Annotated in this window: 12 protein-coding genes; 7 read left to right on the forward strand and 5 right to left on the reverse strand. The window is 63.3% G+C overall.

What is annotated here, in order from left to right:
• Positions 1-257: 257 nt before the first annotated feature.
• Complete coding sequence (locus ACH2EI_RS18535; RefSeq protein ID WP_395161097.1) at positions 258-2,834, reverse strand: GNAT family N-acetyltransferase; 2,577 nt, start codon at positions 2,832-2,834, stop codon at positions 258-260.
• Positions 2,835-2,900: 66 nt separating this feature from the next.
• On the opposite strand from ACH2EI_RS18535, the gene ACH2EI_RS18540 reads away from it, so the two are divergent.
• Complete coding sequence (locus tag ACH2EI_RS18540) at positions 2,901-3,908, forward strand: histone deacetylase family protein (protein WP_395156344.1); 1,008 nt, start codon at positions 2,901-2,903, stop codon at positions 3,906-3,908.
• Positions 3,909-3,939: 31 nt separating this feature from the next.
• On the opposite strand, the gene ACH2EI_RS18545 is transcribed toward ACH2EI_RS18540, so the two are convergent.
• Complete coding sequence (locus ACH2EI_RS18545; RefSeq protein ID WP_395156346.1) at positions 3,940-4,785, reverse strand: serine hydrolase domain-containing protein; 846 nt, start codon at positions 4,783-4,785, stop codon at positions 3,940-3,942.
• Between ACH2EI_RS18545 and ACH2EI_RS18550 the strand changes: the two genes are divergently transcribed.
• The gene (locus ACH2EI_RS18550) at positions 4,766-5,128 is read left to right on the forward strand and encodes a hypothetical protein (protein WP_395156348.1); all 363 of its coding nucleotides are present in this window, start codon (positions 4,766-4,768) and stop codon (positions 5,126-5,128) included. The genes ACH2EI_RS18545 and ACH2EI_RS18550 overlap by 20 nt on opposite strands.
• A gap of 13 nt (positions 5,129-5,141) precedes the next feature.
• On the opposite strand, the gene ACH2EI_RS18555 is transcribed toward ACH2EI_RS18550, so the two are convergent.
• The gene (locus ACH2EI_RS18555; RefSeq protein ID WP_395156350.1) at positions 5,142-5,894 is read right to left on the reverse strand and encodes an alpha/beta fold hydrolase; all 753 of its coding nucleotides are present in this window, start codon (positions 5,892-5,894) and stop codon (positions 5,142-5,144) included.
• Positions 5,895-5,959: 65 nt separating this feature from the next.
• Between ACH2EI_RS18555 and ACH2EI_RS18560 the strand changes: the two genes are divergently transcribed.
• Entirely contained in the window at positions 5,960-7,093 is a 1,134-nt protein-coding gene (locus ACH2EI_RS18560; RefSeq protein ID WP_395156352.1) for a cupin, read from the forward strand.
• A gap of 4 nt (positions 7,094-7,097) precedes the next feature.
• Here ACH2EI_RS18560 and ACH2EI_RS18565 read toward each other — a convergent pair whose 3' ends face one another.
• Positions 7,098-7,850, reverse strand: a complete 753-nt coding sequence (locus tag ACH2EI_RS18565; RefSeq protein ID WP_395156354.1) for a 3'(2'),5'-bisphosphate nucleotidase CysQ — start codon at positions 7,848-7,850, stop codon at positions 7,098-7,100.
• A 54-nt stretch (positions 7,851-7,904) separates the two neighbouring features.
• Here ACH2EI_RS18565 and ACH2EI_RS18570 point away from each other — a divergent pair, with 54 nt between their 5' ends.
• The 3 genes from ACH2EI_RS18570 (at position 7,905) to ACH2EI_RS18580 (ending at position 10,542) form a co-directional block, all read left to right on the forward strand.
• Complete coding sequence (locus tag ACH2EI_RS18570) at positions 7,905-8,735, forward strand: GNAT family N-acetyltransferase (RefSeq protein ID WP_395156356.1); 831 nt, start codon at positions 7,905-7,907, stop codon at positions 8,733-8,735.
• An 87-nt stretch (positions 8,736-8,822) separates the two neighbouring features.
• The gene (locus ACH2EI_RS18575) at positions 8,823-9,875 is read left to right on the forward strand and encodes a phosphotransferase family protein (protein ID WP_395156357.1); all 1,053 of its coding nucleotides are present in this window, start codon (positions 8,823-8,825) and stop codon (positions 9,873-9,875) included.
• A gap of 1 nt (position 9,876) precedes the next feature.
• Positions 9,877-10,542, forward strand: a complete 666-nt coding sequence (locus ACH2EI_RS18580) for a transglutaminase-like domain-containing protein (RefSeq protein WP_395156359.1) — start codon at positions 9,877-9,879, stop codon at positions 10,540-10,542.
• 52 nt (positions 10,543-10,594) lie between these two features.
• Here ACH2EI_RS18580 and ACH2EI_RS18585 read toward each other — a convergent pair whose 3' ends face one another.
• Complete coding sequence (locus tag ACH2EI_RS18585; RefSeq protein ID WP_395156360.1) at positions 10,595-10,723, reverse strand: hypothetical protein; 129 nt, start codon at positions 10,721-10,723, stop codon at positions 10,595-10,597.
• 239 nt (positions 10,724-10,962) lie between these two features.
• Between ACH2EI_RS18585 and ACH2EI_RS18590 the strand changes: the two genes are divergently transcribed.
• Positions 10,963-11,622, forward strand: coding sequence for a metal-dependent transcriptional regulator (locus tag ACH2EI_RS18590; protein ID WP_395161099.1), 660 nt, complete (start codon positions 10,963-10,965; stop codon positions 11,620-11,622).
• Positions 11,623-11,812: the final 190 nt, after the last annotated feature.

Raw genomic sequence — 11,812 nt, forward strand, 5'->3', positions numbered from 1 at the left:
CACGGCGGTGTCGGAAGCTCCCGCAGCCGCTCGCTGGTCAGACGAGCGCCGTTGACCTGGCGCGGCGTGCTGCCTGGTGCCATGTTCTGCATCGTTTGCTTGTACCAGGTCAGGCCACCGCCGAGAAGGACGAAGAGCAGCACGATCGGGATGATGATTCCGAGACTCACGACTTCGATTTTTGCATTGTCGACTGAGCGAAGCGTGGACCTTCGACACCCAAGGTGGCTCGCAGGCGCAGGGAAGAGGTGCAGGATTTAGTCGAGCTTGCGGATCGGGGTCGATCCGTGATCGTGCGGAACGAGGCGCACGTGGGTGTCAGTGACCATCGCCGAATTGGAGCTGACGATGACGGGGTTGAGGTCGAGGAGCGACACCGACGGATGATCCGATGCGAGCAGCGCTGCGAGACAGATCGTTTCGACCAGCCGATCGGCGTCGATCCCGGCTGTCTCGAGTGCGGCTGCAACCTTCGTCTCAGCGAGCATCGCTGTGGCGGCCGAGCGCGAGACGGGGGCGACTCGCATCGTTCGATCGTCGATGACAACAGCATGGACCCCGCCAAGCCCGACTGACACGATCACGCCGAGCCGGTCGTCGTGCTCGCAGCGAATCCGGACGTCGAACCCGGGGGCGCTCATCTCCTGGACGGTGAAGGGCGTGGCGCCGTCGCCAAGCGACTGTCTCATCTGCTCGATCGATTGTGCGACGTCGTCGTCTTCGGTCAAGTCGAGTGCGATTCCTGCCTTGACCGACCGGCCAACGGCGCGCTTGGCTGCTTTGATCGCAACTGGATAGCCAATGGTGTTGGCGACAGCGATTGCCGTGTCGGCAGTGGCCAATAGTGCACGAGGCATCGTGATGCCGTATGTCGCCAGCAGCAGGCCGGCCTGCTCGGCAGACAACTCGGCCTCGGCGCCCGGGGCCTGCTCGCTCGCGGTGGCCACTGCTCCTTCGATCAGCTGGCGGGCCGATTCCGGGTCGATGTCGGCAACGGCATCATCTTCAGTCAGCGCTTCTGCAGCGAGCCAGCGGCCGTAGGCATGGGAGCGCCCGAGCACGGCGGCTGCTTGTTCGGGGAACGCAAACGCGGGGACGTCGGAACCAGGCTGAACCGGCCCATCGGCGCCGCCGAGGAGGACGGCCAGTACCGGCTTGGTGTCGCTGACTGCATATCGAGAGATGGCGTCGGCGGTCGCGGAATCGACATCGGAAGCAACCGCCGGAGCGTGGATGACCATCAGGCCGTCGACGTCGTCGGAGGCGAGTGCCATCGTCATTGCTGTGGCGAACTCGTCGTCGGTTGCTTCGACAGCGAGTCGATGAACGGTTCCACGCAACCCCGCGGTCGCGAGCGCCGCCGCAGCGAGTGTTGCGGGGCTCCGAGAGTTGGTGATGATCGTGATGTCAGGGCCGCGGAGGACCGGCTGCGTGGCCAGCACGCGTGCGGTGTCGATCAGGCTGTGCACGGTCGGCACCTCGATCAATCCGGCATGCTGGAACAGTGCGCCTCCGAGGGTGCCGTCGGCTGCTGCTCCGGTGCGGACTGCGACGATCGGCCGGGTCAGTGACACCCTTCGGGCGATTCGAGCGAATTTGCGCGGGTTACCGAACGACTCGGTGTACATCGCGATGACTCGGGTGTTGTCGTCGTCTTCCCAGAACTGGAGGAGGTCGTTGCCCGAGATGTCGCTCTTGTCGCCGAGGGACACGAACCAGGAGACGCCCATGCCGACGTCGTCGGCGTGGCGCAGCACGGAGCCGCCGAGCGAACCGGATTGCAATGAGATAGCGACATGGCCGGCGGGCAGCGTGACATTGACCAGGGCTGCTTGGAGTTTGGTGTCGAGGTGGGGGGATGCTGCGCCCATGCTCGCCGGGCCGATGATCCGTAAACCGTTGCGTCGGGCGCGGAGCACGAGTGCGTCGATGTCGATCCCGGAGCCGTCGATATCAGTGATGACGATGGCGCCGCGCATCAGTTTGGCGATGCATCCGTCGATCGTGGCTTCGAGTTGCGACGGAGGAACTGCGACAATCGCGAGCGATACGTCGTTGGGAAGTTCGTCGACCGAGCTGTAGCAGCGCCGGTTAGAGAGTTCGGTGTGGTGCGGGTTGACCGGGTAGGCGGGGACGTTGACGCTGTCGATGACGTGGTTCCAGAGTGCCTCCCCGACGCTGTTCGGCCGGTGAGACGCGCCGATCACAGCGATCGCCTTCGGAAGCAGCAAGCGGGCGACGGCACGCGAGTCGGCGCGCTGCTCGCGACGTTCGACGCTGTCGAGGAACTCGTCGGTGTTGGCTAAGTCCCAATCGAGGTCGACCACGCCGGAGTCGAATCGGCGTTGCAACGGCCAGCCGGCTTTCGAGAACACGGCGAGCATGCCGCGGTTGTCGCCAAGAACTTCGGCCGTGAACCGCTCGATCCCGTTGGATTGGGCGATGGCGGCGAGGTGTTCAAGCAGCAGCGTGGCAATGCCTCGTCCGTTGAACTTGTCGTCGACCATGAATGCGGCCTCGGCTTCGTTGCGTCCGGGCCAGCGTTCGTAGCTCGCCCAGGCAACGAACTGGTTCTGCGACTCGACTGCCAGGGCGACACGGTTGACCATGTCGATGTCGGTGAAGTGCTCAAGCTCGCGGGCGTTCAGTTCGGGCTTGGGTGAGAAGTAGCGGCGGTAGACGCTCTCAGGTGATTGGCGTTGATGAAAGTCTGCCAAAGCGGCCTTGTCATGAGTCGTCAGCGGCCTGATGTACGCCGTGTCGCCGCTGCTGAGCACGACTGATGTCGCCCACTTCGACGTGGCGACGTCAGCTGGGGTGTCGGCGTCGCTCACGAGACCAGCATGGCACCTCCCACGCACACCTGTGTGGGGAGGAGAGCAATTCCCTACAGTGTTCATGTGGCTGTGCCAATCGCTGTTTTCACCTCAGCCGAGCTCGATATGCACAGCGCTCCAGCGGGGCATCCCGAGTGCCCTGCACGTCTTGATGCGGCGTTGGCAGGTATCGCCGAAGCCGGATTACTCGACGCTGTCGAGTTCCGAGTGCCGCGTCTGGCAACTGCTGCCGAGATCGGCGCGGCCCACACGGTCGAACATGTCGCACTGATCAAGGGCATCGCCGAGCGTGGCGGCGGGATGATCGACGGTGACACGTACATGGCGCCGGGCTCGTGGACCACTGCAAGCCGTGCTGTTGGCGCTGTGCTTGATGGCGTTGATGCGCTACGCGCCGGCGAGTGCGATGTCGCCTTCGCTGCGAGTCGCCCGCCAGGCCACCATGCAGGTGCCGACCAGGCGATGGGCTTTTGTCTGTTCAACAATGTCGCTGTCGCCGCCGCGCTCGTGGCCCAGCGCGGCGAGCGCGTCGCGATCGTCGACTGGGACGTCCATCATGGCAACGGCACACAGGACATCTTCTACGACGACCCCCGTGTGCTGTACGTGTCGACGCACGAGTCGCCGCTCTATCCCGGCACGGGGCGGGCCGACGAAACCGGTGGGCCGAATGCGCCGATGTCGAACCTCAACCTGCCGTTCCCGAGCGGCACACGCGGCGACGTCTTTCGACGTGCAGTCGATGAGGTCATTGCTCCAGTGATCGCTCGTTTCGCACCGGACTGGCTGTTCATCTCGGCTGGGTTCGACGGACACCGAGCCGATCCGCTTGCAGGGCTCGAACTGACGTCAGCCGACTTTGCCGACCTCGCCGTTCGGCTTCAGGCACTGGTGCCGGCCGGGCGCACGCTCGTCGCGCTCGAGGGCGGATACGACCTCGAAGCACTGGCATATTCGACTGGCGCCACGCTGTCGGCATTGATCGGCGAGATGTATCGGCCCGAGCTCGCGTCGGCGGGCGAGATCGGTCTTCCGACGATCACGGCTGCCAAGCAACGCTGGAATATCTGATCCAATCACCGCATTCCCCGGGGTGCCGGGGTCACGGGGTGCGGATCGGGAGTCCCTGTCCGATACCGAGATCGTCGGCGATTGCCGGTACGACGATGTCGCAGATAGTGCCGCCCTCGGCCGGTGAGTCGCCGGCGATCGTTGCTGCGACGACAGTGCGTCCGAGTTCGAACACCCAGATGCAACTGATTGCTCCGGACACCGTGCCGGTGTGGCCCCACCCGTACTGATCGGTGAACACGCCGGGTGGTCGGAGCGTGTCGACGTCGTCGAAGGTGGTCGCTGCGACCATTGCTGCGAGATCTTCGGTCGAGACGACAAAGGTGCCTGCTCCGCCGAGCCGTGAGAGTCGCCCGAGGTCGTCGGGATGAGGTACGTCGGTGGGAAGGAGGCCGCCGGTCGACAGGTGGAGGCCGTCGATGCCCAGCGGATCGAACACGAGTTGTTGGATTGCAGTGTCGAGCGGCTGGCCGGTAATGAACTCGACGAGCAGGCCGAGCGCGCAGTAGTTGCCGTTCGAGTATCGCCACACACCCCGGTGGCTCGCAGGCGGGGAAGAGAGGAGCGACGGGAGAAAGCTGCGGCAATCGCCATCCCCAACGAACCACAATTGGCGAGCGACGGGCATGCCCGAGGTGTGGTCGAGCAGTTCGCGAATGGTGACGTTGCTCCATTGCTCGTTCGGTGCGAGGCCCATCAGCATCCACGGCATCGTGGCGTTGACATCGAGGAGGCCATGCTGGTCGAGCCGTGCGACGGCGAAGGCCGTGACCAGCTTGCTGACGCTTGCAACAACCATCGGGGAGTCCGGCGTGGCCGGGTTGCCGTTGATCGAGTTCCCCGACGCCCGGTTGACGATGACGGCACTGTCGCGCATCACGGTCATCGACGCGGCTGCGTTGTTGCGAGCCAAGACGTCGAAGGCGGCGTTGGTGATTGGCATCGCCGGGTCGGGCAATGTCGCTACCGTCGGCATGCTGCTGGTCGTGGTGCTGGTCGTGGTGCTGGTCGTGGTGGCTGGCGCAGTCGACGGTGAAATGCTCGATGTGGACACTGCCGTCGAAGTCGGCATCAGGGCCGGCCCAAGGCTGGTTGAGGCTGGTGTCGAGGCCGGGGTTGCAGTCGCTGTGGGCCCACGGCACGCAGCGAGGGTGAACGCGGTGAAGATCGCACAGGCGACCAGCAGTTGTCGGCGCCCGTGCTGCACCGCACAAGGCTAGATGTACTCGGTCGTCAGGTTGATTCCTGCCAGAAATTGATCAGGCCGACGGCGGCCTGATCAGGGTCTTCAACCATCCACCAGTGCCCAAGCCCCTCGAGACGGAGCTCCCCTGCGCCCAATGTCGAGGTGGCCGCAGTGCACAGTTCGGCTGGGACGTAGCTGTCTGCGGTGGCAATGATGCCGAGCCCACGGGGAAGATCGACGTTAACGAGTCGTTCCCCGAGCTGTGCCGCGGCCGGTTGTGTGGCGTCTCGATACAGCCCCAGGATGCAACGGCCCATCTCGGCGTTGAGGCCAGCGGCGACCTTACCGAGGATGTCGTCAGGAAGCCCGAGGCCAGCGAATGCGGCTGTGCGCTCGTCGATTGTCATCGAGACCATCGCGTCGATGACCTGCTCGCCGACGTCAGGGGTCTGCCAGGCCTGCGCAGCGTCATGCCACGTGTAGTCGGGATGAATGAGGCCGACGATGTCGGTGGCCCATGTGGCGACGAGGTCGGGGCGTCGGGCGAGGAGGCCCAAGACGTGGCCAGCGCCCCAGTCATGGCCGACCAGGTGGACTGGCGCTTCGAGCTTTTCGACTTCGGTGATCAGCCAGTTGGCGTAGCTCTCCATCGAAGCGTCCCACCCGTCTGGCGCGGGCGATCCGAATCCGGGTGGTGAGAGCAGCACGATGTCGGCGATTCCGCGGGCTGTCAACGCTGCGACGAGTGGTCCCCAGATCGCGTCGACTTCAGGGTTGCCGTGGACGAACACATGGGTCATTGAATGATCGTAGAAAGTGGCGGATTGTTGCGACGGGCCGGACCCGTGCTGGTAGACCGGGCAGTGTGACGACCACCCCTCATGCCGCGTCGGTTGAAGCCGTGCTGGTGTGTACCGACCTCAACGCGATGACACACTTCTTCATCGACGAGATCGGCTTCCGAATCGCAACGATTTCGCCTGCTGACGATCCACGCGAGATCGTGCTCTTCGATGTTGCTGGTGCTGGCCGTGTGCGCCTGCGCCGTGGCGACGTCGACGTCGCTGGTCATGTTTTGGTGCGGCGAGCCCACGTTCCAGCGGGGAGCCCCGTCAAGCAGTTGACTGCACCGAACGGCACGATCGTCGAGATTGCTTCCGCATCGCTCGACGTCGTTGTGCCGGACAACGAACCGTCGCTCACGATCGTGAAGGCACCGGAAACTACCGACGGTGAGTTTGGTGTCGGCCGCGCGGGCATGGGATACCGCGACCTGCTGCCCGATCGTTGGGGCGGTCGATTCATTGCTTCGCACATCCTGATTGCCGACGGGGGAGAGGTCGCCGACTATGTCCACTTCCATCGCATCCGTTTCCAGATGATCTTCGTCGCCGCCGGCTGGGTCGAGGTCGTCTATGAAGACCAGGGCGAACCGTTCCGAATGGAGGCGGGTGACTGCGTGCTTCAGCCGCCGGAAATTCGCCATCGTGTGCTGCGCAGTTCGCCGGGCCTCGAAGTGATCGAGATCGGTTGCCCCGCCGAACACGACACGGTCGCTGAACACACCGTTACTCTGCCAACCTCGACGATCGATCGTGATCGTGACTTCGGTGGCCAGCAGTTCGTCCGCCACATCGCCGCTGGTGCCAAAACGGTGTCGTCGGTTTGCGGCGGTTTCGCCGAACGCGACACCGGTATCGGTGCTGCGACCAACGGGCTCGCAGGTGCCCGTGTACTCACGGCGTCGGACTCAATGGAACGCACGGGAACGGCCCTCACCCACGACGGAGAGTTCGCCATGAACGTGGTCCTGTCCGGCAGTGCCACCTTGACCGTCGAGACACGAAACGAGCAGTTCGGGCCGCGTGACGCAGTGACGTTTCCGGCGGGGGCCGAATGGACGTGGAGTCAGTGGAGCAGCGACTTCGAACTCTTGGACGTCACGCTGCCGGACCGCACTGTTCGCTCGGCTGGACGGTCGGTCGGTCGATTGGTCTGATCGTTCAGACGCCGCGCAGCGCAGCGATGGCCCGTTCGGCGAGTTCCGGCCGGCAGATCAAGAGGTCAGGTAGGTAGGGGTTTGTCGCGTTGTAGCGGAGTGGCGATCCGTCGAGTCGTGACGCGTGGAGGCCCGCTGCAACGGCAACGGCTGCAGGGGCGCATGAGTCCCACTCGTATTGGCCGCCGGTATGTGCATAGATGTCGGCCTCGCCTCGGACGATCGCCATCGACTTCGCGCCGGCTGATCCCATCCGTACCAGTTCGCCACCGAGTGTTTGGACGAGGACATCCGCGGCGGCGCCCGGCCGAGTGCGGCTGCACACAATGCGCAGTGGCCCATCGTTGGCGGGCGGCAGCGTTGGGGGTTGTCCGGTGTGGAAGGTGGTGGCGAGGCCGGGGAGTGCGACTGCACCGACCGTCGGTGTGTGCTGCTCGACGAGTGCGACATGCACTGCCCAGTCAGAGCGTGGCGGCTCGCTGAACTCGCGTGTGCCGTCGACCGGGTCGATGATCCAGACGCGTTCGGCGGTGAGTCGGGCGGTGTCGTCAGCGCCCTCTTCCGACAGGACGGCATCGTCGGGTCGGCCGGCGGCCAGCAGCCCCATGAGCAGAATGTGGCTTCGGCGATCGCCTTCGTCTTTCAGTTCCCGAGGGTCGCGACCCGTGGCTGCGAACTCCGCTCTGACGGCAAGCAGAAGCTCGCCAGCCTGGGTTGCGATGTCGGCTGCGAATCGGTGGTCATCGGGTTCTGCCATGCGGTCTGCAGTATCGCATGACACCAGGCAGGTGACGGTGTGCGACGCTGGTGCGTGGCCGACATTGAGATGATTACCGACACGCACGCCGCACTCGAAAAGTGTGGTGACCTTTTCCGATCTGACCCGGTCGGCAGCAACATGGTGGCTGCGGCACTGTCGCCAGCTGTCGACTTCGAGTTGTGGCGCGTCTCCGATGCTGGCACAACAGTGGGTGCTGCGTTCCGTGCTGGTCCGATGTGCACCGTGACTGACCTGGTTGCCGGCGCCGTCGATCTGATCGGCGATGTGTTGCCGATCGACGCTCCGTTCAGTGTCGACGGCCCAGCCGGCGCCGCGGCAACGGTCGCAGGTCGCTGGATGACGCGATCGAATGGAACGGTCATCGGCCTCGAACTGAATCGGATGTATCGGCTGGGCACCTTGGCGGAACCGTCAAAGCGGCGAAAGGGCAAGGCGTTCGTCACCGAGCGCGAACGCATCGATCATGCTGCCGAATGGAGTGTTGGCTTCGGAAGCGACACTGGGCGTGAGCGATCGGTTGATAACGCTCGTGCAGAGATGGAGCGCGCCGTGAACGAAAGTCGTTTGATCGAGTGGCGTGTGAAGGGCGAGGTCGTTTCACAACTGATCATTTCCGCCGTCCGGTTCGGCGTGGTGCGAATCGGGCAGGTGTATACACAGCCCGAGTTCCGCAAGCGTGGCCACGCGGCCGCGCTGATAGCAGCAGTATCGGCTCAGCAGCTCGGACGCCAGAAGGTCGACGAGGCCATTCTCAGCGCGCCGGCCTCGAATCCATCGACGAACCGGCTGTATCGCCGACTCGGTTTCGAACCAGCGATCGAGATGTTGCGTATCGACCTGGTGTCCGGCATACCGGACTGACACGTCACGCCGACCGGCGAGACATGTCCGCTGACACATCAACCGTGGATGTTGTGTCATCATCAGTTTTTGACTGAAGGTGAACCCATGCCAACGATCCCCGCAACGATTGAAGACGTCACTGCCGAGTGGCTTACTGAAGTGACGGGCCTTGCGGTCACGGCGCTCTCAAGCGAAGTGATTGGCGTCGGTATCGGTGTCAGCAGTGCGGTGTACCGCCTGACCTTGTCGGGTGACGACGTTCCCGACACGCTGATCCTGAAGCTCGCGGCGACGGATGCAGCAGCTGTGTTCACGTGCACGATGCTCCAGATGTACTCACGTGAGGTGAAGTTCTTCGACGAGTTGGTCAATCGATCACCGATCAACGTCCCCGCCGGGTTTGGCGGCCAATCGTCTGAGGATGGTTCGTCGTACTTCCTCCTGATGGAAGATATGGGTGGTCACCGCATCATCGACCAGGTGGTGGGCATGGAGATCGCCGACGCCGAGCAAGCCGTCGACGAACTTGCCGGGTGGCATGGGAAATTCTGGGGCGATGCCGACAGGTTCGTTCAGACGGGTGCAGCGGTCAGCCTTGCTGATCCGATCTACACGGCGGTACTCCCGGTTGTCTTCGCCGAGGGGTGGGAGAAGGTCAGCGCAGCGATGGACGTCGGCCCCGTGATTAGCCGTGTGGCACCGCGCTGGGCGGCAGCGCTGCCGGCCATGCTGACGGCGTTGTCGACCGCTCCGACCACGGTGGTCCACGGCGACTATCGGGCTGACAACATTTTCTTTGACGCCGATGGCCGCATCGTCCTCCTCGACTTCCAACTGACTGGGCTGGGCACCGGCGCATATGACCTCGCCTACTTCGTCACGCAGAGCCTGCTCCCCGACGTGGCAGCGGCCAACGAGCGTGCGCTGTTTGATCGCTACGTTGCTGGCCTGCATGCCGCCGGGGTCTCTGAAGGCGAGACCGCTGGCCTCTGGGAGAACTACCGAGTTGCTGCGCTGTTCTGCCTCGTGTACCCGATCGTCGCGGCACGCGGCATGGACCTCGATGACCCGCGGCAATTCGCACTTGTCGACACGATGAGTCGCCGTTGTGGTCGAGTGATCGAGGAGCTCGGCCTCGAAGACCTGCTTGGCGACTGAAATGACGAATGATTCGCTCACTGCAGCTACTTGGTTCATTGACTCAGACAGCGCCGAAGTGGGCGGATTCGTCGATCGTGCACTCGATGGCGTTTCTGCAAGTGACCCCACGGCTGTGGCTGTCGTGCTGTTCCGAGCCGTTCGCGACGGCATTCGTTACGACCCCTACAACATCAGCCGAGCAAGCGATGACTATCGCGCGAGCTCGATTGCCGGGACCTCGTCGAACTGGTGCGTACCTAAAGCAGTGTTACTCACCGCTGCCGCTCGGCGTGCTGGTATCCCCGCCCGGCTGGGATTTGCTGACGTTCGCAATCACCTGACGACCGAGAAGCTCTCGGAGCGAATGGGCACCGACGTGTTCTATTGGCACGGATACAGCGAACTGCTGCTCGGTGACCGGTGGTTCAAGGTCAGCTCGGCATTCAACATGGAACTGTGCGACCGATTTGGTGTGAAGGTGCTCGACTTCGATGGCACCGACGATGCCCTGATGCATCCGTTCGATCAAACCGGCCGTCGGCACATGGAGTACGTGGCCGAGCGGGGCAGCTACGACGATCTCCCGCTTGATGAGATGCTTGGCGACTTCGACGTCTTCTATCCGGGCTTGGCCACGCCGTCTGGCGACGACGAGCCCGACATCGCATTCGCTCCAGCGCCCTGACTGGGAACGTTGCCGTCGATACCAGCTGACTTGATCGGGACGGGACGCTGGCTTAGAAAATCGCTGAGAGCGAGGGGATGATTGTGGCTGCTGCGAACCCTGCAGCGACCATGGCGGCGCCGATCCGTTGACGGCGACGGCGGCGATGCCGTGCGGCGTAGTCAATTTCTTCATCAATCACAACAGTGTCAAGCCTAGAGCTTCCTGTCCAGGTGTCCAGGGCGATGCTGTCCTTTGTGTGATCGCTGCTGATGGTATGGGCGGCTCCGACTCGGCGCTCGATGGCATCCTGGACAAGCGGATGACACGGCCTGCAGTTGTTGCGGGGTGAAATCGTTGCCGAGCCGTACATAAACCCTATTGACGGAAGAAGTTAGGTAAGCCTTACAAACCGAGGATCTTCTCGCTATCGTTCGAGTGATGGCAACGCCCGGCGAGTTCCACCCCGCATTCGAGGAGTACTGGGAGTGCATCTTCGAACTTGGTGAAGACAATCTTGAAATCGCTCAGGTTCGTATCGCCGAGCGACTCAATGTCAGTCGCGCGGCGGTCAGCGAGATGATCAAGCGGCTCCAAGGCGGAGGGCTCGTCGCTACGGACGGTGGGATCCGACTGACACCGGAGGGAGAGCGGCTCGGCGAGCGCACAGTGCGCCGACACCGCCTCGCTGAGCGTTTCCTCACCGACGTTTTGCACCTGTCCTGGGCAGAAGCGCATCACGAAGCAGGGAAGTGGGAGCACGTGATGAGCGCGTCCGTCGAACGCTCAATGGACGAGCTGCTTGGCCATCCGACGACCTGCCCGCACGGAAACCCGATCCCCGGATCGGCGTACGAACTTGCCGTTCTGCAACCACTGTCTGAAACCGAAGTCGGTCAGGTTGTGGTCGTCCGTCGCATCACCGAAGAACTCGAATTCGACCCTGGCCTCCTCGAGTTTCTCGAAGCGTCGGCGATCCAGCCGGGTGAGGCAGTCAGCGTCACATCCATATCACCCGACGGAACGCTCATGGTCCGAGTGGGCGAGAGCTTCATCGGTATCGCCCCCTTCACGAGCGAACGCATTCTCGTCAGCACCTGACGGTTAGTCCGAATCCATCCGAATCCATCCGAATCCATCCGAACGCCCCGAACTGCGTCGAAAGCGACATCAAACTTCATGGTTGACACACTGATCGACACCACTGACATCAACCCGGTCCTCAACGAGATCATGCTCGCTGAGCTCGCCGGGGTCGTCAGGTATACCCACTACTCACTCGTGATCACCG

Source organism: Ilumatobacter sp. (assembly GCF_041688325.1).
GTDB lineage: Bacteria > Actinomycetota > Acidimicrobiia > Acidimicrobiales > Ilumatobacteraceae > Ilumatobacter_A.

Coding starts and splice junctions, on each gene's coding strand:
- ACH2EI_RS18550 (WP_395156348.1), top strand. CDS start 4,766: ATGACGGCACTGTCGCGCATCACGGTCATCGACGCGGCTGCGTTGTTG.
- ACH2EI_RS18545 (WP_395156346.1), bottom strand. CDS start 4,785: ATGCGCGACAGTGCCGTCATCGTCAACCGGGCGTCGGGGAACTCGATC.
- ACH2EI_RS18555 (WP_395156350.1), bottom strand. CDS start 5,894: ATGACCCATGTGTTCGTCCACGGCAACCCTGAAGTCGACGCGATCTGG.
- ACH2EI_RS18565 (WP_395156354.1), bottom strand. CDS start 7,850: ATGGCAGAACCCGATGACCACCGATTCGCAGCCGACATCGCAACCCAG.
- ACH2EI_RS18575 (WP_395156357.1), top strand. CDS start 8,823: ATGCCAACGATCCCCGCAACGATTGAAGACGTCACTGCCGAGTGGCTT.
- ACH2EI_RS18580 (WP_395156359.1), top strand. CDS start 9,877: ATGACGAATGATTCGCTCACTGCAGCTACTTGGTTCATTGACTCAGAC.
- ACH2EI_RS18590 (WP_395161099.1), top strand. CDS start 10,963: ATGGCAACGCCCGGCGAGTTCCACCCCGCATTCGAGGAGTACTGGGAG.